This is a genomic window from Agrobacterium sp. CNPSo 2736, from assembly GCF_004005385.1.
Taxonomy (GTDB): domain Bacteria; phylum Pseudomonadota; class Alphaproteobacteria; order Rhizobiales; family Rhizobiaceae; genus Agrobacterium; species Agrobacterium leguminum.
Genome location: NZ_RZTX01000020.1, coordinates 1 through 17,923, shown reverse-complemented (window position 1 = coordinate 17,923; position 17,923 = coordinate 1). Strand labels below are relative to the sequence as shown.

21 protein-coding genes are annotated in these 17,923 nt (G+C 60.9%); 11 read left to right on the top strand and 10 right to left on the bottom strand.

All coding sequences use genetic code 11. From position 1 onward, the window contains the following. Nucleotides 1-231 precede the first annotated feature (231 nt). From EM858_RS23785 to EM858_RS23775, 3 genes are all read right to left on the bottom strand, one after another. Complete coding sequence (locus tag EM858_RS23785) at nucleotides 232-552, bottom strand: TraR/DksA C4-type zinc finger protein (protein WP_035260908.1); 321 nt, start codon at nucleotides 550-552, stop codon at nucleotides 232-234. A 61-nt stretch (nucleotides 553-613) separates the two neighbouring features. After that, nucleotides 614-1,024 (bottom strand): universal stress protein, encoded by a 411-nt coding sequence (locus EM858_RS23780; protein ID WP_003522284.1) that lies wholly within the window; start codon nucleotides 1,022-1,024, stop codon nucleotides 614-616. 47 nt (nucleotides 1,025-1,071) lie between these two features. Continuing rightward, complete coding sequence (locus tag EM858_RS23775; protein WP_127758184.1) at nucleotides 1,072-1,320, bottom strand: hypothetical protein; 249 nt, start codon at nucleotides 1,318-1,320, stop codon at nucleotides 1,072-1,074. On the opposite strand from EM858_RS23775, the gene EM858_RS23770 reads away from it, so the two are divergent. Beyond that, nucleotides 1,303-2,163 (top strand): VOC family protein, encoded by an 861-nt coding sequence (locus EM858_RS23770; RefSeq protein WP_127758183.1) that lies wholly within the window; start codon nucleotides 1,303-1,305, stop codon nucleotides 2,161-2,163. The genes EM858_RS23775 and EM858_RS23770 overlap by 18 nt on opposite strands. An 86-nt stretch (nucleotides 2,164-2,249) precedes the next feature. Beyond that, the gene (locus tag EM858_RS23765; RefSeq protein WP_080817409.1) at nucleotides 2,250-3,446 is read left to right on the top strand and encodes an AI-2E family transporter; all 1,197 of its coding nucleotides are present in this window, start codon (nucleotides 2,250-2,252) and stop codon (nucleotides 3,444-3,446) included. Nucleotides 3,447-3,695: 249 nt separating this feature from the next. Here EM858_RS23765 and EM858_RS23760 read toward each other — a convergent pair whose 3' ends face one another. From EM858_RS23760 to EM858_RS23745, 4 genes are all read right to left on the bottom strand, one after another. Beyond that, entirely contained in the window at nucleotides 3,696-4,775 is a 1,080-nt protein-coding gene (locus tag EM858_RS23760; protein ID WP_164865545.1) for a trifunctional transcriptional activator/DNA repair protein Ada/methylated-DNA--[protein]-cysteine S-methyltransferase, read from the bottom strand. 256 nt (nucleotides 4,776-5,031) lie between these two features. After that, on the bottom strand, nucleotides 5,032-5,757 hold the full coding sequence (locus tag EM858_RS23755) for a polysaccharide deacetylase family protein (RefSeq protein ID WP_127758181.1): 726 nt from the start codon (nucleotides 5,755-5,757) through the stop codon (nucleotides 5,032-5,034). 50 nt (nucleotides 5,758-5,807) lie between these two features. After that, the gene (locus EM858_RS23750) at nucleotides 5,808-6,716 is read right to left on the bottom strand and encodes a dihydrodipicolinate synthase family protein (RefSeq protein ID WP_127758180.1); all 909 of its coding nucleotides are present in this window, start codon (nucleotides 6,714-6,716) and stop codon (nucleotides 5,808-5,810) included. Between the two features lie 104 nt (nucleotides 6,717-6,820). Next, nucleotides 6,821-7,222, bottom strand: coding sequence for a DUF930 domain-containing protein (locus tag EM858_RS23745; protein WP_080817413.1), 402 nt, complete (start codon nucleotides 7,220-7,222; stop codon nucleotides 6,821-6,823). A gap of 224 nt (nucleotides 7,223-7,446) precedes the next feature. On the opposite strand from EM858_RS23745, the gene EM858_RS23740 reads away from it, so the two are divergent. Continuing rightward, nucleotides 7,447-9,546, top strand: a complete 2,100-nt coding sequence (locus tag EM858_RS23740; RefSeq protein WP_127758179.1) for a S9 family peptidase — start codon at nucleotides 7,447-7,449, stop codon at nucleotides 9,544-9,546. A 279-nt stretch (nucleotides 9,547-9,825) separates the two neighbouring features. Here EM858_RS23740 and EM858_RS27230 read toward each other — a convergent pair whose 3' ends face one another. Next, on the bottom strand, nucleotides 9,826-10,044 hold the full coding sequence (locus EM858_RS27230) for a hypothetical protein (protein ID WP_164865544.1): 219 nt from the start codon (nucleotides 10,042-10,044) through the stop codon (nucleotides 9,826-9,828). Between EM858_RS27230 and EM858_RS23730 the strand changes: the two genes are divergently transcribed. The 4 genes from EM858_RS23730 to EM858_RS23710 all read left to right on the top strand — a co-directional run bounded on the left by EM858_RS23730 (nucleotide 10,043) and on the right by EM858_RS23710 (nucleotide 13,977). After that, a complete protein-coding gene (locus tag EM858_RS23730; protein WP_080817415.1) occupies nucleotides 10,043-11,053 on the top strand; it encodes an ABC transporter substrate-binding protein in 1,011 nt (336 codons plus the stop codon). The genes EM858_RS27230 and EM858_RS23730 overlap by 2 nt on opposite strands. 257 nt (nucleotides 11,054-11,310) lie before the next feature. Further along, a complete protein-coding gene (locus tag EM858_RS23720; RefSeq protein ID WP_082183931.1) occupies nucleotides 11,311-12,219 on the top strand; it encodes a proline/glycine betaine ABC transporter permease in 909 nt (302 codons plus the stop codon). After that, nucleotides 12,212-13,318 carry a glycine betaine/L-proline ABC transporter ATP-binding protein gene (locus tag EM858_RS23715; RefSeq protein ID WP_127758177.1) on the top strand — a complete coding sequence of 369 codons (1,107 nt, stop codon included), beginning with the start codon at nucleotides 12,212-12,214 and terminating at the stop codon, nucleotides 13,316-13,318. The genes EM858_RS23720 and EM858_RS23715 overlap by 8 nt, the downstream gene beginning before the upstream one ends. Before the next feature lie 371 nt (nucleotides 13,319-13,689). After that, entirely contained in the window at nucleotides 13,690-13,977 is a 288-nt protein-coding gene (locus EM858_RS23710) for a hypothetical protein (RefSeq protein WP_080817417.1), read from the top strand. A 10-nt stretch (nucleotides 13,978-13,987) separates the two neighbouring features. Here EM858_RS23710 and dmeF read toward each other — a convergent pair whose 3' ends face one another. Next, nucleotides 13,988-15,007, bottom strand: a complete 1,020-nt coding sequence (gene dmeF / locus EM858_RS23705) for a CDF family Co(II)/Ni(II) efflux transporter DmeF (protein ID WP_127758176.1) — start codon at nucleotides 15,005-15,007, stop codon at nucleotides 13,988-13,990. Between the two features lie 20 nt (nucleotides 15,008-15,027). After that, complete coding sequence (gene dmeR, locus EM858_RS23700; RefSeq protein ID WP_003509296.1) at nucleotides 15,028-15,300, bottom strand: Ni(II)/Co(II)-sensing transcriptional repressor DmeR; 273 nt, start codon at nucleotides 15,298-15,300, stop codon at nucleotides 15,028-15,030. A 127-nt stretch (nucleotides 15,301-15,427) separates the two neighbouring features. Here dmeR and EM858_RS23695 point away from each other — a divergent pair, with 127 nt between their 5' ends. The 4 genes from EM858_RS23695 to EM858_RS23680 all read left to right on the top strand — a co-directional run bounded on the left by EM858_RS23695 (nucleotide 15,428) and on the right by EM858_RS23680 (nucleotide 17,596). Further along, on the top strand, nucleotides 15,428-15,790 hold the full coding sequence (locus EM858_RS23695) for a hypothetical protein (protein WP_127758175.1): 363 nt from the start codon (nucleotides 15,428-15,430) through the stop codon (nucleotides 15,788-15,790). Nucleotides 15,791-15,901: 111 nt separating this feature from the next. Continuing rightward, nucleotides 15,902-16,315, top strand: coding sequence for a helix-turn-helix domain-containing protein (locus tag EM858_RS23690; protein WP_003522268.1), 414 nt, complete (start codon nucleotides 15,902-15,904; stop codon nucleotides 16,313-16,315). 204 nt (nucleotides 16,316-16,519) lie between these two features. Beyond that, the gene (locus EM858_RS23685; protein ID WP_003509304.1) at nucleotides 16,520-17,008 is read left to right on the top strand and encodes a GNAT family N-acetyltransferase; all 489 of its coding nucleotides are present in this window, start codon (nucleotides 16,520-16,522) and stop codon (nucleotides 17,006-17,008) included. Nucleotides 17,009-17,029: 21 nt separating this feature from the next. Next, nucleotides 17,030-17,596, top strand: coding sequence for a type 1 glutamine amidotransferase family protein (locus tag EM858_RS23680; RefSeq protein ID WP_127758174.1), 567 nt, complete (start codon nucleotides 17,030-17,032; stop codon nucleotides 17,594-17,596). Nucleotides 17,597-17,923 lie beyond the last annotated feature (327 nt).

The following is a 17,923-nucleotide window of genomic DNA, read 5'->3' as shown; positions in this document are numbered from 1 at the left end:
GTTAACGGCAATCAAATTGCGTTCGAGACTGTTGCGAAAAGAGAGGTGCAGGTTGCCCTTCGGCCAGAACAATTGCCTGTGGAGTAAGCGGTAGACGCTTGTTTCTTCTCCCCGCCGGGGAGAAGTCCGCGGCAGGGTAGACGTGTTCGGAGAGCTTGCCCCCTCATCCGGCCCTTCGGGCCACCTTCTCCCCGGCGGGGAGAAGAAACCCAGTCACGCTTTCCCCTGCCCTCACAACGCCGCAGCGCATTCCTGGCAAAACGGCGTATAGGGCACCGCCTTCAACCGATCCTCCGAAATCCGCTTGCCGCATTTGACGCAGGTGCCGAAGGTGCCGCTGGCGATACGGTCGAGGGCTGCGTCGATGGCGCGCAGCTCGTCCTGCCCCACCTGCCCCAGTTCGTCCAGCACCTCGTCATTGCTGCGTTCGGTGGCGCGATCCTCGTCATCGGGATTGCGAGGCTCTTCGAAATCGGCCTCGATTTTGTGCAGGCGGCGATAAAGCTCGCGCTGGCGGTCACGCAGGATTTTCTCGTAACTTTCGACATTCATGTTTTTTTCCTCCAGCCGGTACGGGCGGAAAACCCGCCCGCAACCCTAAAACGTCAGGCTTTTATCGGTCCACCAGCACCGAGCATTTGGCGTGGCGCACCACGCGGTCGGCGGTGGCGCCGATGAAATAATTGCTGAAATCCGGCGTGTGCGACGCGATGATGATGAGGTCGGCCTTGTGTTCCTCGGCGGCGGCGATGATTTCACGCGCGGGCGCGCCGCTTCTGATTTCCTGGCTGCCCTTGAAACCGGCCCTGGTCTTGATGTCCGAAAGTTTGGTCTTGGCGTCCTTGATGGCATTTTCGATCAGGTCGACAGGCAGATCGATCGCCATATAGCCCGGCAGTTCCTCGACAACATTGATGAGAACGATCTCGCCATCGGGATCCAGAAGCGCCTTGGCCTTTTCGAGAATCTTTTCCCCCTTGTCGGTGGCGCTGAGGTCTACCGGTACGATGATCTTCTTGTACATGGCTGTCTCCTTTGGCTTGATCCGCCGTTTAGCGTGTCGGGCTAGGCTTATATTTCCCCTTCGGCATGGCCTTCGCCTTGATCGAAGTCAAAGCCGGAGCCGGGCCGGAACAGGGCATTGTCAACGAATAGTGGACGGTCAATCGCCAGACGACGATCTTTGCTGAACGACGAAACCAGCCCATATTCGCCTTCGACAAACGCCGCAAAGCGGCGTCGGCCGATGGTTTCGGCGACCGATCCGCCCCAGGGCGCTTCGGATTCAATATGGAGATCATGATGAGTGAAATCAAACAATTCGCCCTGACGCGGCCGGCCTATGTCGGCCAGGCGCATCTCGTCGTTCACGATCTGCCGCGCGTTTCGGATTTTTATCAGAAGATCATCGGTCTTTCCGTGCTTGAAAAGAACCCGAGCGGTGAAGTGCTTGGGGTCGGCGGCCAGCCGCTGCTCACACTTTCCACCTCCGGCACGGCGGAACGCGCGCCGCGCAACGCCGCAGGCCTGTTCCACACCGCCTTCCTGATGCCGGGCCGGAACGATCTGGCCCATTGGCTGGCGCATGCCGCCCATAACAATGTCCAGTTTCAGGGCGCGTCCGACCATCTGGTCAGCGAGGCGATCTATCTTGCCGACCCGGAAGGCAACGGCATCGAAGTCTATCGCGACCGTTCGCCGGATGAATGGACCTACCAGCAGGACGGCACGGTGGAGATGGCCACCCTCGGCCTCAACCTTCAGGCGCTTTACGACAGCGCGCCGAAGACGGCCTTTACCGGGGCGGCGGAAGGAACAGCCATCGGCCATATCCACCTGCAGGTCGGCAACATTCCGCAGGCGGATGAATTTTATCAGGATGTGCTGGGGCTGAAGATCATGGCGCGTTATCCCGGCGCGAGCTTCTTCGGTTCCGGGGCCTATCACCACCACGTCGCCGCCAATATCTGGAACAGCCGGGGTGCTGCGGCCCGCAAGGACAATATGACCGGCCTTTCCGGCTATTCGCTGACCTTCAACGAGCCGGCCGCGCTTGAGACGGCGATTGCCGCCCTCGACCGGCTGGAAATCGCCACCGAACGGCAAAGTGACGGCATTGTCCTCACAGATCCGTGGGGGATCGGCCTAAAGCTTTCCGCATAAACACAAAAAAGCGGCGGCAGAAATTTCTGCCGCCCCGGAACCGCCACATTTTTCGAACGTTTGTCCCCTTATTGGGGGACCGTTCGATGAATGAAAATGCCAGGCCGGACAAGACCGGCAGCTTGGTCAACACCGCGGCAACCGCCGGCACGACGGCCGCAACCGCTCTAGCAACAAGAGCGGACCCGCTGGAAGTTCCGGCATCCGGCTCACGGCGTGACGATGCGCGCAGCCAGCAGCCGCTTGGCCGCGAAGCGCTGGATGTCGTCGTCGCCTGGTCGGTGATCGGCATATTCCTCATCATGCTGATGGCGGTCATCCATGAATTGTCGCTCATCCTCATTCCGGTGGTGATGGCCATCGTGGTGGGCATGATCCTCGGCATCGCCGCCGAAAAGCTCGGTTCCTACGGCATTCCCGGCTTTGGCGTCGCGCTCATTCTTTCGAGCCTCGTGGCGGCGGTGATGTTCTTCGTCATCAATTCGCTCACCGAACCGCTCTCGCTCCTTGCTTCGGAAGGCCCGGCGCTGGTGGAGCGCAGCATCGACCGTTTCCTGCCCTATCTGCAAAGCCTCAGATGGCTGAATATTTCGGCGGCGAGTTTCAGCATGGGATCGATGTCGATGGAATCGCTGATTTCCCGCAGCGGCGAAATCATCTCGCTGCTCGGCGCCAACGTCACCCCCGCGGTCATTCAGGGCCTGATCTTCCTCGCCGCGCTGCTGATGTTTCTCTATAGCCGGTTGCGGCTGCGCAAGGCGATCATAATGGCCTTTCCGGCCCGCCACCAGCGGCTGCGCACCATCCGTATCATCGGTTCGGTGGAAGAGGTGCTCGGCACCTATTTCGCCACGGCGGCGCTGATCTATGCCGGGCTTGGCGTGACGATGGTGGTCATCGCCTATTTCGGCGGACTGGCCATGCCGCTTCTGTGGGGGCTGTTCGCCTTCCTCTCCAGCTTCGTACCGTTTCTCGGCATCACCGCCATGACGATTTCGCTGACGGTGGCGGGTATCATCACCCATGACAACATCGTCCTGGCGCTCCTGCCGGCGGCGATCTTCTTCACCATTCACCTGTTGATGGAAAACCTCGCCTTTCCGGCGGTGGTGGGCCGCAACATGGAGATAAACCCCTTCCTCGTCTTCGTGATGATCATCTTCTGGACGTGGATGTGGGGGGCTGCCGGGGCGATGCTCGCCCTGCCGCTGTCGCTGATCGCCATGACGGTGACGCGGGAGTTGTTTCCGTCGCGCCGGGTGGTGCCCAAATTGCCGGATTAAGCACCGGCTTCAACGGCAGGCGCGGGCGCGTGGGGCTTACCCCCCTCTGCCCTGCCGGGCATCTCCCCCTCAAGGGGGGAGATCGACTCGCGGGCGGGTTTGGCCCATCTCAACGTTGAGAATGAAATAGCGGTAGCGCCTCCTGCCAATCTCCCACCTTGAGGGGGAGATGCCCGGCAGGGCAGAGGGGGGTAACCCCCACGCGCCGGCGTCAATCAACAACCTCCTGAAAACCAGCAGCCAGACCGCTCAGGAAGCGAGCGGCATTCCCTGCGCACTCGCCATGCGGCGCTCGTGCTCGATCAGCCATTTCTTCCGCCACAGCCCGCCGCCATAGCCGGTCAGGCTGCCATCCGCGCCCAGTACACGGTGGCACGGCACGACAATCGCAATCTGGTTCGCACCATTGGCGCGGGCCACCGCGCGCACGGCGGATGACCTGTCCATGGCGGTTGCGAGCGAGGAATAGCTGACGATCTCACCCGCCGGAATTTCCCGCAGGTTGCGCCAGACATCGCGCTCGAAGGGCGTGCCATGGCCGGCAAGCCGGGTTTCGAAGGCGGACGAATGCCCGGCGAAATAGGCCCTGAGCTCTGCTTCGATCTGGCCGGTCACGGCCGTCCGGCCGAGCACCATATCCGCACCGGTGCGCGTCTTCAGCCGCTTCAGCTCGGCTGGAAGCGCCGGCCGGTCGGCGAATTCGAGGAGATGCAGGGCGTGATCGTCCGCGACGGCGAGCATCGGGCCGATCGGCGTATCGATCCAGTCGCCCTTCAAAAACCCCTTGCCTTTCATGGCGGCGGGCGAAGAGCCGAAGAACTGGTTGATGGCAGAGCGGAAACCGCTGCCGGATTCGTAACCGGCATCGATCTGCGCGCCGATAACCGCTTCGCCGGAAGCGATGCTTTCCGCCGCACCGCCCACCCGCCGCAATCTGGCGATTTCCAGAAAGCTCATGCCGAAACGGCGCTTGAAAGTGCGGCGCACGGTGGAAGGATCATGGCCCATCGCCACCACATCCTCCTCGCGCCAGCGCCGCGCCGGTTCGTTTTCCAGCGCCGTCAGCAGCGACGTCACGGTCTCATCGGCCGAGCCATAGGACAGCATCGGCTTGCAGCGTTTGCAGGGACGGAAACCGGCCTCCAGACATTCGGCGATGGTCTCGCGGAACCGGCAGTTTTCGATCTTCGGCTTTCGCGCCGTGCAGGTGAAGCGGCAGAAAATCTTCGTCGACGTCACACACACATAGGCCACGCCCTCATAGGCGGGGTCCTTGTTCACAAGGGCGGAATAGAGCGTTTCGGTGTCGGGGCGTTTGAACAGCATCATGGGGAGGATGCTAGCGCAATTTTTTGGCCGGTGCCGCCGAAAAACGGGCATGGATGTGGGGGATGTTGTCGGCTCGTTTCGTCCGCGCCGTTTGGCCAAGCCGGTGCGGCATATTTCCTCTCCCCGCCGGGGAGAAGGTGGCGCGCAGCGACGGATGAGGGGGCGACGGTGGAGAGATGCGGAAAGCTTGCCCCCTCATCTGCCCTTCGGGCATCTTCTCCCCGGCGGGGAGAAGAAACGGCGGCGACCTTGCGGATCAATTCCCCGGCGGTGCGAAGGACGGGTCGTCCAGCCGGGCGAAGATGACGCCGCGGGCTTTCAGCGCCAGAAGGCCCTTCACCACGCCCTCGCCCGCCTCATGGGTGGGCTGGTTGATGTGGGAGATGATGACGTCGCCATCTTTTGCCGAGGCGATGTGTTTCGCCGTCGCGGCCGCCCCCAGCAGCGAGCCGCCATCGCCATTGACGGAATAACCGGCCACCCGCATGCCGAGCCGGTTGATGGTGGCCATGGAGGACCTGGTGTATTTAGCCGTCGCACCACGGAACCATTGCGGTTGCAGGCCGGTGGCGGCGACGATGGCCTGGCGACCGCCCTCCACTTCCTGCTGGACCGCTGCTTCCGAACCGGCGGCGGCGATGCCGTAGATGGAAACCGGCTTGTCCACTGCCGGCACATGGTTTTCGCCGTGGTTTTCGATCTCGAACAGATCCGGATGCGCCATGAGCACGGCGAGCGCTTCGCCATTGTGTTTCAGCCAGCGGGCGGTGACGAAGATCGTTGCCGGAATGCGCTCCTTCACCAGCGTATCGAGAATGCGGTGATCGGTCTTGCCCATGCAGGCATCCAGCGTCATCGCCACCCGCACCTTGCCGTCATGCTGCGGCGTCATCTTCAACGTCGGCTCGACAAGGCCGGTTCCCGCGAATGCGGCGGAAGAGGCGCAGAAAAACAGGGTGGCGATGAAGAGGCGACGCAGCATTTTATGTTCCGGAGTGTGAGAGGTGGCAATCCGCCCGCAAAGCGCCCGAATTAAGGCGCGGTTTCCAGCCCGGACAGCGCCTCCAGCGCCTCTTCTACCCGCTGGCGTTCGGCGCTGGTGAGCGGCAGGATCGGCCGAGGCGGTTCGCTCACGGTCAGCGACAGGATATTGGCGGCGGCGTAAACCACGCGGATGCTGCCGAATTCCTTAAACAGCGCCCAGAGCGGCTGGAAGGCCGCGGCGAGCCGTTTGACCTCTTCCGCATTCTTGGCCTGAGCCGCCCGCATCAATTGCAGGGCTGGAACCGGCAGCAGGCCGGCAACCACACTGTACCAGGTGTCGCCGCCGGCAAGTGTCGCCTCGGCGCAGCCCCAGTCGCCGCTGTAACCGATGGCGAAATCTTGCCCCAGCTTCGGCCTCAGCCGCGCAAGCTCGCCCGCATAATCGGAATCGGCCGGCAGCGGCATCTTGATGGCGCGGATATTGGGGATATAGGCAAGCCGCACCAGAAGCTCGTCGCTGAAGGTGAAGCGGGTCGTCGTCGGGTTGTTGTAGATGGCGAGCGGCAGGCCCGTTGCGCCCGCCACGGCGGCGAAATGGTGATAGGCCTCTTCCTGCGTCAGCGGCGTGTAGGAGACGGGTGCGAGCAGCAGCGCATCGGCGCCGGCCGCTTCCGCGTCCTTCGCCAGCGCCACTGCGTCATCGGTTCGCAAGGCGCCGACGCCTGCCATCAATATGCGCTTGCCCTTGAGAATGGCCGCGGCCGCCTCGATGGCGCGACGCCGCTCCTCACGCGTGAGATACATGTAGATGCCGGTGCTGCCGAGAATACCGACGGAATCGACCGCCGGCCCATCCAAACGCTCGATCAGGGCGCAGAAGGCCTCGGCATCGACCCGCCCGGCCTCATCGGCCGGCGTGATCGGAAAAGCAGAAAGCCCCTTGAATCGTCTCGCCATGTTTATGTCCCTCACTTCGATCGGAAGTCAGGGTTACAGAGCCGTTGACGACGCGGCAACAAAACGGCGGCTAAACGCCGGCCTGAAATCGAAAAATTCCGTGCTCAGTCATAAAGATACAACTTCTTCCACTGCTCTTCGGGAATTTTATCGCCCACACGGTAGTCGAAGGACTGGATGCTGAGGCTGTCGCTCTTGAGCTGGCACTTGTATTTGAGCTTGTACCATTCGCCCGAACTTCTAAAGACCGCGCCCGGCGCCTTGATGGAGTTCTTCCCCACTTCCGGATCGCCGAAAGTATAGGCGATGACCTTGTCCGGCCGCATGCCCTTCTGCTCGGTCGCTATCCTTTCCATTGCCTCGATATCGCAACGCTGTTCCAGGCGCTCTTCCGGGGCAAGCGCATTCAGCTGCCGCATGACGCTGGCGTCGATCGCGAAAGCGGGAGTAAAGGCCTGCAAGCCAAGGAAAAAGGCAGAGAGGGCAGCGGGAAGAAGCTTTCGCATTGGATCCTGTCAGTTTTTTCGTTTGTTCTTGTGGTGGGCGACAGGCCGGGCGGCCTGCATCCATCATCGCTGATTTGCCGGATATTGCCAAAATGTGATCGAAAGCTGACGAAATTGTGCCCAAGCCGCATTCCGCCTGTGGAGATTTGAAACTTGATCGGCCGCAAGCCCCGCTCTACATCTTGGTGCCGCCCAAGAATTCTTCATACGAAAGCGAGTTTCCCTTGCCGATTTTCAAGAACCTGCCCGCCGCTCCGACCGCCGAAAAACGGCCCGTTCAGGATACGCATCACGGCATTACCCGCACCGACGATTACGCATGGTTCCGGGCCGATAACTGGCAGGCCATGTTCAAGGACCCCACCCTGCTCGACCCGGCCATCCGCGCCCATCTGGAGGCGGAAAACGCTTATATGGAAGCGGCGATGGGTGACACCAAGGCGCTTCAGGAAAAGCTGTTCGAGGAGATGAAAGGCCGCATCAAGCAGGATGATTCCTCCGTGCCCGTCAATGACGGGCCTTATGCTTACGGGACATTGTTCGTGACCGGCGGCGAGCAGCCGCATTATTTCCGCACCCCGCGCGATGGCGGCGAAAAACATGTGCTGCTTGATGGTGACAAGGAGGCCGAGGGCAAGGATTATTTCCGGCTTGCCGGCCTCGACCAGTCCTCCGACCACAGCCACGGCATCTGGGGTTACGACGACAAGGGCTCGGAATATTTCACGCTGCGCATCCGCAACCTCGAAACCGGCGAAGATCTTGCCGACGTCGTGGAAAACACCGGTGGCGGCGGGGCCTGGGCGCCTGATGGCAAGAGCTTCTTTTATACGCTGCAGGACGAGAACCACCGTCCCTCCAAGGTCTTCCACCATATTATCGGCCAGCCGCAATCGGCAGACCGTCTGGTCTATGAGGAAAAGGATCCCGGCTTCTTCATGGGCGTCGGCGCGTCGGTTCTCGACGATTTCATCTTCATCGACATTCACGACCATGAAACCAGCGAATATCGCCTTCTCTCCACCAGCGACCTGACGGCCGAGCCTGCTATCGTGGCAGAGCGCGAAGAGGGCATCGAATATTCGATGTGCGAAGGCGGCGATGTCTTCTTCATCCTCACCAATGACGGCGACGCCAAGGATTTCCGCATCGTGGAAGCGCCGGTCACAGCACCGGGCAAAGAAAACTGGAAAGAGATCGTCCCGCATGAGCCGGGCCGTCTCATTCTTTCCGTCGATGCCTATGCCCGTCACCTGATCTGGCTTGAGCGCCGCGACGGCCTGCCGCGCATCGTCATCCGCGATCGTCGCACGGGCGAGGAACATTCCATCGCCTTTGCCGAGGAAGCCTATTCGCTCGGCCTGCATGGCGCGGCGGAATATGACACCGATGTTATCCGCTTTTCCTATTCCTCGATGACGACGCCGAGCCAGCTGTTCGATTACGACATGGTGACGCGCGAGCGAACGCTTCTGAAGACGCAGGAAGTGCCCTCGGGCCACAATCCTGATGATTACATCACGCGCCGCATCATGGCGCCCGCCCATGATGGCGAACTGGTGCCGGTCTCGCTGCTTTACCGCAAGGATGTAGCGCTTGACGGTTCCGCCCCCTGCCTGCTCTACGGATACGGCGCTTACGGCATCACCATTCCCGCCTCCTTCTCCACCACCACACTGTCGCTCGCCGACCGTGGTTTCATCTATGCCATCGCCCATATTCGCGGCGGCAAGGACAAGGGTTTCGAATGGTACGAAACCGGCAAGATGGAAGACAAGCAGAACACCTTCAAGGACTTCATCGCCGCTGCCGATCATCTGGTTCAGGAGGGTTTCACCTCCTATGACCGCATCATCGCCGAAGGCGGCTCGGCCGGCGGCATGCTGATGGGGGCTGTGGCCAATATGGCGCCGGAAAAATTCGCCGGCATCATCGCCGCCGTTCCCTTCGTGGACGTGCTGACCACCATGCTGGACGACACCCTGCCGCTGACCCCGCCGGAATGGCCCGAATGGGGCAATCCGCTGGAATCGGCAGAGGAATATGGCTGGATCGCTGCCTACAGCCCCTATGACAATGTCGGCGCGAAGCCTTACCCGCCGATCCTCGCGCTATCCGGCCTCACTGACCCGCGTGTGACCTATTGGGAGCCGACCAAATGGGTGGCGAAGCTGCGCGAAAAGACGACGGGGGAAGCGCCGATCCTGCTCAAGACCAATATGGCGGCCGGCCATGGCGGCAAGTCCGGTCGTTTCCAGCGGCTGGAAGAAATCGCCTTCGAATATGCCTTCGCGCTGAAGGTGGCCGGCAAGGACGCCGTGTGAGGCCTTGATTGCGAAACGGGCGGCGACGGAGCCGCCGCCCGAGCCAAAACAGTATGAAAATACCTTCAAAAAACCTCTTTCTGAATATTTTTTCCACAAAAATGCGCCGTTTGCTTTTTCTTTAATTTCACTTTGCTGATACGTAGATTTTTATTTCGTATTACTAAAGACGATAATAAACTTTAGTAAATACCAAATACATTTCATGTATTATTCCACCTGAAAAAATGTTCCGAAAATCGAACGCATGGCTGCGATGCGCCATTTTGCGTTGCAATATCACTTTTTGGCCGTATTATGCCGGTCGTTGACATATTCATGCGCCTTTCCGCCGCGTTTCTCGCGGCAATCCTGCAGCACGTCTTGCGGATATTCTTCACGCCGGTTTTTTTCGGCTTTTCCATGCGCCATGTCAGTTCGCCCTTGGCAATCCGGGCTTTGCAGTGCTCCCGCTTTGCCAATTGAAAACACTGCATCAGACTTGGGGGTCTTACACATGAAGAAACTCCTCGCCTCGACCATTCTCGTAACGGGCTTTATCATCGCTGCCGGTGCAGCAAATTCCGCCAATGCCGCCGAAGAGTGCGGCAGCATCTCCATCGCCGAAATGAACTGGGCATCCGCCGGTGTCGCGGCTTATGTCGACAAGTTCATCATGGAAAACGGCTATGACTGCACGGTCAATGTCGTCAGCGGCGATACCATGCCGACCTTCGCCTCCATGAACGAAAAGGGCCAGCCGGACATGGCGCCCGAATTGTGGGTGAATGCCGTGCGCGAGCCCCTCGACGCCGCCGTCAAGGACGGCCGCATGATCGAGGCATCGAAAATTCTTTCCGAAGGCGGTATCGAAGGCTGGTGGATTCCGAAATTCATCGCCGATGAACACCCCGATATCAAGACCGTCGAGGATGCGCTGAAACATCCCGAGCTCTTCCCCGCCCCGGAGGACGCCAGCAAGGGCGCCGTGCACAATTGCCCCTCCGGCTGGAACTGCCAGGTGACCACCACCAATCTCTACAAGGCACGCGAAGGCGACAAAAAGGGCTTCACGCTGGTCGATACCGGCTCCGCCGCCGGCCTCGACGGTTCGATCGCCAATGCATTCGAAAAGAAGCAGGGCTGGCTCGGCTATTACTGGTCGCCCACCGCCATTCTCGGCAAATACGAGATGGTGAAGCTGGATGACGGCGTCGAACTCGACCGCGCCCATTTCGATGAATGCACTGCCAAGGTCGATTGCGCCGATCCCAAGGTCAACGCCTATCCGGTGGCCGATGTCTTTACCGTCATCACCAAGGATTTCGAAGGCAAGGCCGGGGTGACGCTGGACTACATCAAGGCCCGCAACTGGGACAACAAGATGGTCGCCGAAATCCTCGCCTGGATGGATGAGAACCAGGGCACCAACGAGGATGGCGCGGAATATTTCCTCGAGAACCATGAGGAAATCTGGACGAAGTGGGTTCCGGCCGAGGTGGCGGAGAAGATCAAGGCTTCGATGTGATTGGTTGATGGGGGGAGAAGCTTCGGTGGTATCCGGGGCTTTACCCCCCTCTGCCCTGCCGGGCATCTCCCCCACAAGGAGGGAGATCGGCTGGGCGCACCCTTCTCACAAATCCGCAACGTGTTTGATGGGCGAGACCTTGCCGCAGGTCGATCTCCCCCCTTGTGGGGGAGATGTCCGGCAGGACAGAGGGGGGGTGCCTCACGCTCCGTTGCCCGCCGCACCATCCCATCTAAACCAAAGGTAAAACAACAATAATGGCCCTCTGCAATTACCTGCCGGACATGCTCTGCAAGTTCCCGGCAATCGACAACTCCACGATGCGTGTGGCACGCAAGACCATCGACGATGGTTTTCGCGATATCGTGCGCAATTACGGCGATGCGATTGACGTCGTCGTGCATCCGCTGCAGCTCTTCCTCAATTCCTCGGAGCGGCTGTTCATCCAGACGCCGTGGATCATCACGATGCTGGTCATTCTCGCCATCGTGCATCTGGCCGGGCGCAGCTTCAAGATCACCGGCGGCACCGCCATTTCCCTGCTGATGATCGGCGCGGTCGGCCTCTGGCGGGACGCCATGACGACACTGTCCATCGTCGCCATCGCCACCCTGATCGCCATCGTCATCGGCCTGCCGCTCGGCATCCTGATGGGTCGTTCCGAACGCCTGCAACGCCTCATCAATCCCGTGCTCGACGTGATGCAGACCCTGCCCAGCTTCGTTTATCTCATCCCCGTGGTGGTGATTTTCGGCATCGGCAAGGTTCCGGGCCTGATCGCAGTGGTGATCTATGCCATTCCGCCCGTCATTCGCCTGACCAGCCTCGGCATTCGCCTCGTTGATCGCGAAGTGCTGGAAGCCGCCGATGCCTTCGGCTCCTCCAATGGCCAGAAGCTGTTCAACGTGCAGCTGCCGCTGGCGCTGCCCACCATCATGACCGGCATCAACCAGACCATCATGATGGCGCTCGCCATGGTCGTCGTCGCCTCCATGGTCGGGGTCGGCGGGCTTGGCAAGAACGTGCTGCAGGCCATCAACAACCAGTTCTTCACGGTGGGCTTCCTGAACGGTTTCGCTCTGGTCGCCATCGCCATCATGTTCGACCGGGCGAGCCAGGCTTTTGGCAAGCGCCTGCAGAAATACCGCGAGGTCTCCCATGGCTAAAAGCATCGAAATCCGCAACCTCTACAAGATCTTCGGCAAGCATCCCGAGAAATATCTCGAAGCGGTGCGGTCCGGCATGGACAAGGTGGAGCTGAACGACAAGCACAACCACGTGCTTGGCCTCAACAACATCAACATCACCATGCCGGGCGGCAAGATCACCGTCGTCATGGGGCTTTCCGGCTCCGGCAAGTCGACGCTCATCCGCCACATCAACCGGCTGATCGACCCGACAGCCGGCGAGGTTCTTTATGACGGCGAGGATATCTGCGGCATGAGCACCTCGGCGCTCAGGCAATTCCGCCGCCACAAGACGGCGATGGTGTTCCAGAAATTCGGCCTCTTGCCACACCGCACGGTGCTGGAAAACAGCGTCTACGGCCTCGACATCCAGGGCGTGCCGCGCAGCAAGAGCGAGAAAAAGGGCCGCTACTGGCTGGAGCGTGTCGGCCTTGCCGGTTACGAGGATTATTATCCGAACCAGCTCTCGGGCGGCATGCAGCAGCGTGTGGGCCTTGCCCGCGCACTTGCCAATGACGCCGATATCCTCCTGATGGATGAAGCCTATTCGGCGCTCGATCCGCTGATCCGCGTGGACATGCAGACCATGCTGCTCGATCTGCAGCAGGAGCTGAAGAAGACCGTCGTGTTCATCACCCACGATCTCGACGAGGCGCTCAGGCTCGGCGACCACATCGCCATTCTCAAAGACGGCGAAGTGGTGCAGCAGGGCGACGGCCAGAGCATCATTCTCTCCCCGGCCGATGGTTACGTCACCGACTTCGTGCGCGACGTCAATCGCGGCCGCGTGCTGCAGGCGACCACGGTGATGGAGCCGCTGGAAAGCCGCCCCGAGGGCATGCCCGTGCCGGAAACCGCGACGCTGGAAACCATTGCCCGCGACATGTCGGAAGCCAACGAGACCACCGCGCATGTGGTGGACGAGGACGGCAAGCCGGTCGGCAGCATCGGCCTCGATACGCTGGTAGCTGCGATGGTGACGCCAGCGCCGCAGGAGGTTGAGGCGGAGGCGGAAGCGGCGGAGAAGCCGGAGAAGCTCCAGGAAACGGTTATGCCGGTGGAGAAGGAAACGGCGTAATCCGGCACCGGACGGATTGGCCGCGTCCGCGAGATTTCCTCTTTCCGTCATACCGGCCTTGAGCCGGTATCCAGCCAGCCCAAGTCCTTGGGCTGAAAGGACTCTCTCGCCGCGCAGACGCGCGTCGGCTGGATTCCGGCTCAAGGCCGGAATGACGGGAGTGAGGTATTCACGGCGCCAGAAATTTAAACCGGACTGCAATGCCGCGAGGGACAAAGCTGGCGCCTCCTGCCCCGTCTTCACTATGCAAAAACGAAGCACTACTTCGCCGGCTGTCAACCCTCGGCAGTCGCTGCAGCGCAGCAAGCGCAAGTTTCGGACAAGTCGCCGCCGTTAACCATTCGTTAACTTTTGAACGCGGAATCACCGACATGCAGATCGAAAGCAATATTGGCGGATATAACTATCAGGGTCGCATCCGCGACATCGAAAAAGCTGGCAGCGCTCAAAGCGCGCCGGAGGAGCAGGCGGTAAAACGCGGCCCCGGCAACCCCACCGTTTCCAGCACCATTCTTTCCCAGTCGCTGGCCAATGTTCTGTGGGCCGTCGGCAATGGCAGCGCGCCCGCTTATCAGGATGCGGCCGCGGCTTCCCCCGAGGACAAGGCGGAAGCCGAGGTGGAATGGGTGCGCAGCGCCTATTCGGAATATACCGAATAAGCGATTCCAATCAGGCCCTTGCTGGGCTCACTTCCACCGTCACATGCGAGAGTTCATGTATGGCGGCAAGTTTCTGCTTATAAAAAGCCGGCGCTTTCGGCGCCTGCGAATGGATCGCCACGATGGCGGCGTGATGCCCCGGCCCTACCTGCCAGACATGCAGGTCGGTGATGCGATCCTCTTCCGTCTCCACGCTTTCCCGGATTTCCTGCGGCAAATCCTCCGCCGGCGGCAGCGCGTCGAGCAGGGTCGTCGCCGTGGAGCGGATCAGCCCCCATGACCAGCGGGCGATGACCAGACCGCCAACGATGCCCATGGCCGGATCAAGAAACGACCAGCCGTTCCACTTGCCGAGCAGCAGCGCGACGATGGCGAGAACCGAAGTCAGCGCATCCGCCAGCACATGCAGATAGGCCGCACGCAGATTATTGTCCCGGCCGCCCTTTGCGCCGTGGTCCGCATGGTGACCGGCATGGGAACCGTGATCGTGATGGGCGTGGCTGCCATGGCCATGATGGGCATGCGAGCCGTGGGCGTGTCCATGCCCATGTCCATGATCGTGGTGATGGTCATCCTTCAAAAGCACGGCGCTGAGGAGATTGACGGCAAGGCCGATGATGGCGACGAGGATAGCCTGGTTGAAATCGATTTCGACGGGATTGACGAGGCGCATCGCGCTTTCGACAGCAATCAGCAGCGCCACCACCGCCAGCACGATGGCGCTGGCAAAACCCGCCAGATCGCCGAACTTGCCGGTGCCGAAGGTGAAGCGCGGATTGCGCGCCTCGCGGCGGGCATAAAGATAGGCGAGCGCCGAAATCAGCATCGCGCCGGCATGGGTGGACATGTGCCAGCCATCCGCAGTCAGCGCCATGGAGCCATACCAGTGGCCGGCAACGATTTCCGCCACCATCATGGCCGCGGTCAGCGCGATGACCATCCAGACGCGCCTTTCGTTGCGCTCATGGTTCTGGCCAAGGAAAACATGGTCGTGACCGGCTGCTGCACGGTGTTCGGATGTCGTCGTCATGTCGCTAATCCTGTTCGATTTTACCGGATGTAGGTCTTCAGCACCTGGGCCAGCTCTTCCGCCGCCCGCGCCCGCTCGTCTTCGTTTTCGGCATGCACCACATGCTCGTGCAGATGCTCCTGCATCACCTCCCCGGTCAGGCCGGAAAGCGCGCCGCGCACCGAAGCGAGCAATTGCAGCACCTCGCCGCAGGGCTTGGCATCGTCCAGTGCGCGCTCCACCGCCTCCATCTGCCCTTTCAGGCGGCGGATGCGGGCGAGAAGCTTCTCCTTGTTGCGGATCGTATGGGACATGGGCACCTCATATACTATAGGGGGGTATACTATATAAGCAAGTTTTTCCGTTCAAGCCCCGTGCGACGCAATCCTCGCGAATGTTTCGGCCATTAAAAATACCCCATGAAACTTAGGGGACTCAGTCATGACGACTATTGCAGCAACCATCAGCAGCTATCATCCCACTCCGATCCGGAGCCTTGAGCCGACAAAGGGCAAGGAAACCCACTCCACCACCGAAGCCCTGCTGGAGCTGACGCGCGCCGCGCATCGCACCATTTCGAGCGTCGAAAGCATCGCCACGGTCGTCGCGCCGGCCGCCGCCAGCGTATCCACCGGCCTTGCCGCAGCGCTCTGGAACCTCGACAGCGGCGCTTCCACGACGACCGCACCCGCTCTGGACATGGGCGACATGGCCGCATCGGCACAGCCGGAAACCGCATCCAGCATCGAGAACGATGTCCTCAAGGCGCTCGCCCAGGCGCTCGGTGTGGATGAAGCCGCCTGAGACCCATTGAACGGCAGGCGGGAAAGCCATATCTCTAGAGACTAGAGCATCGCACCGGACCGGTGGAGCCATCCGTTCTGCCGTCGCTGCACCCGAGATATGGAGAAAAAGATGCTGTCCATCGGTGAACTGTCCAAACGCACCGGCGTCAAGGTGCCGACTATCCGTTATTACGAGCAGATGGGCCTCATCCGCGAAGCCGACCGTTCGGACGGCAACCAGCGCCGTTACGAAAAGACCGACCTCGAAAGACTGGCCTTCATCCGCCATGCGCGCGATCTCGGGCTGAACATCGACGCCATCCGCGAACTGATCGCGCTTAGCCAGCACCGGCAGATGCCCTGCGAAGGCGCGGACCGCATCGCCGCCGAACACCTCGCTCATGTGCGCGAAAAGATCGCCAGCCTGAAGAAGCTGGAGCATGAGCTGGAGCGCATCGTCTCCCATTGCCACGGCCATTCGATCGAGGATTGCTACGTCATCCGCGCGCTTTCCAATCACGGCATGTGCGAGGGTGAACATTGATCGGAAAACCGGGCTTGACAGATTGCGGATTCGGGCGCATTGCATGTCCCATGATCAACGAACGCGCACCCATCTCCTGCTCGTACTTTTGGGCCTACCTCTAAGGGCGGCTCGACAGATCATATTGTCAACAAGCCGCCGTCAGGCGGCTTTGTTGTTTCTCAAGCGTCCTGACGGCACCGATAAGACCAAAGGACCGAAAAAATGACCGAAGATAGCTCCCTTACACTGGAAAGACCGCCCGTCGTCATCATTCGTGGCGCACGCAAGACGGATTTGCCCGAGCTTAACGAGATGATCACCCTGCTTGCCTCCTACCACGGCGATGCGGCGGCGATCACCCCGGCGAAACTGGAACGCGACCTGTTCGGCCCGCTGCCCTGGGTACATGGCCTGGTGGCCGAGGCCGATGGCGCGCTGATCGGTTACGCCCTGCTTCTGCCGCTCTACAGGGCGCAGGAAGGCCGGCGCGGGCTTGAGCTGCATCATCTCTTCGTGCGTGACGGGCATCGCGGCCATGGCACCGGCCAGCATCTGGTTTCCCGCGCCCGCGATATCGCCAAGCGCCTCGGTTGCGACTATCTTTCCGTCAGCGCCACGACCGGCAATGTGGCGGCGCATCGCTTCTACGAAAACATGGATTTCGCGCCCCGGCCGGTTACCGGCATGCGCTACATGCAGTCCATCGCCTGATTAAAAACCACGGAGACGGCCATGACACGGATCGCCATTGCGCTGGCGCAGGATTTTGCGGACTGGGAACCGGCGCTGCTTGCTGCCGCAGCCCGCAGTTATCTCGGCGTCGAGATCGTCTACGCTACCCCTGATGGCGGGCCGGTGACGTCCATGGGCGGGCTGACCGTGACGCCTGACACGTCCTATGGTGCGCTTGATCCGGCCGGCATCGACGCGCTGGTCATTCCCGGCGGTTTGAGCTGGGAAAAGGGAACCGCTGTCGATCTTGGCGGGCTGGTGCACCGGTTTCGCGACAGGGACCGGCTGGTTGCCGGCATCTGCGCGGCGGCAAGCGCGCTCGGCGGCACGGGCGTCCTGAACGATGTCGCCCATACCGGCAATTCGCTGGCGTCCCACAAGGCTTATGCCGTCTATAGCGGCGAGGCGCTTTACCGCGACCAGCCGAAAGCGGTCAGCGATCGCGGCATCATCACGGCCGCCGGCAGCGCGCCGGTGAGTTTCGCTGTGGAAATCCTGAAACACCTCGGCCTCTTTGGTCCGGAAGCCGAGGCGGAACTTCAGGTTTTTGCGGCGGAGCATCGCTGAGGCATAGCCGTCTCGGTTGTTTGCACTCACCGTCATTCCGGCCTTGAGCCGGAATCCTGTGTATTGGATTTGTGCTATGTAGAGTGCGGGCGGAAGGCCGTCGGAATCCTGGTCGTTAGAGACCGCCTGCTGGCTTTTGGACCTCCGCCCGCTCTGATAATCCCAACCTGAACAGTTGATGGAGGCCGTGAGCGCGGACCTCGTAGCACAGGATGAGGCTTGCCATGGTACACCCTGTTTACATCGGATGCGACGTCTCAAAGGCACATCTGGATCTTTTCGATGCCGCAACACAAAAAGCCGTCCGCATCGCCAATACCGGCACCG

Excerpts from the sequence above, each read along its gene's own strand:
- EM858_RS23760 (WP_164865545.1), bottom strand. The coding sequence starts at position 4,775 with ATGATGCTGTTCAAACGCCCCGACACCGAAACGCTCTATTCCGCCCTT.
- EM858_RS23770 (WP_127758183.1), top strand. The coding sequence starts at position 1,303 with ATGAGTGAAATCAAACAATTCGCCCTGACGCGGCCGGCCTATGTCGGC.
- EM858_RS27230 (WP_164865544.1), bottom strand. The coding sequence starts at position 10,044 with ATGTGTAAGACCCCCAAGTCTGATGCAGTGTTTTCAATTGGCAAAGCG.
- dmeF (WP_127758176.1), bottom strand. The coding sequence starts at position 15,007 with ATGACGACGACATCCGAACACCGTGCAGCAGCCGGTCACGACCATGTT.
- EM858_RS23780 (WP_003522284.1), bottom strand. The coding sequence starts at position 1,024 with ATGTACAAGAAGATCATCGTACCGGTAGACCTCAGCGCCACCGACAAG.
- EM858_RS23715 (WP_127758177.1), top strand. The coding sequence starts at position 12,212 with ATGGCTAAAAGCATCGAAATCCGCAACCTCTACAAGATCTTCGGCAAG.
- dmeR (WP_003509296.1), bottom strand. The coding sequence starts at position 15,300 with ATGTCCCATACGATCCGCAACAAGGAGAAGCTTCTCGCCCGCATCCGC.
- EM858_RS23755 (WP_127758181.1), bottom strand. The coding sequence starts at position 5,757 with ATGCTGCGTCGCCTCTTCATCGCCACCCTGTTTTTCTGCGCCTCTTCC.
- EM858_RS23720 (WP_082183931.1), top strand. The coding sequence starts at position 11,311 with ATGGCCCTCTGCAATTACCTGCCGGACATGCTCTGCAAGTTCCCGGCA.
- EM858_RS23695 (WP_127758175.1), top strand. The coding sequence starts at position 15,428 with ATGACGACTATTGCAGCAACCATCAGCAGCTATCATCCCACTCCGATC.
- EM858_RS23680 (WP_127758174.1), top strand. The coding sequence starts at position 17,030 with ATGACACGGATCGCCATTGCGCTGGCGCAGGATTTTGCGGACTGGGAA.
- EM858_RS23750 (WP_127758180.1), bottom strand. The coding sequence starts at position 6,716 with ATGGCGAGACGATTCAAGGGGCTTTCTGCTTTTCCGATCACGCCGGCC.
- EM858_RS23685 (WP_003509304.1), top strand. The coding sequence starts at position 16,520 with ATGACCGAAGATAGCTCCCTTACACTGGAAAGACCGCCCGTCGTCATC.
- EM858_RS23765 (WP_080817409.1), top strand. The coding sequence starts at position 2,250 with ATGAATGAAAATGCCAGGCCGGACAAGACCGGCAGCTTGGTCAACACC.
- EM858_RS23710 (WP_080817417.1), top strand. The coding sequence starts at position 13,690 with ATGCAGATCGAAAGCAATATTGGCGGATATAACTATCAGGGTCGCATC.
- EM858_RS23745 (WP_080817413.1), bottom strand. The coding sequence starts at position 7,222 with ATGCGAAAGCTTCTTCCCGCTGCCCTCTCTGCCTTTTTCCTTGGCTTG.
- EM858_RS23690 (WP_003522268.1), top strand. The coding sequence starts at position 15,902 with ATGCTGTCCATCGGTGAACTGTCCAAACGCACCGGCGTCAAGGTGCCG.
- EM858_RS23785 (WP_035260908.1), bottom strand. The coding sequence starts at position 552 with ATGAATGTCGAAAGTTACGAGAAAATCCTGCGTGACCGCCAGCGCGAG.
- EM858_RS23730 (WP_080817415.1), top strand. The coding sequence starts at position 10,043 with ATGAAGAAACTCCTCGCCTCGACCATTCTCGTAACGGGCTTTATCATC.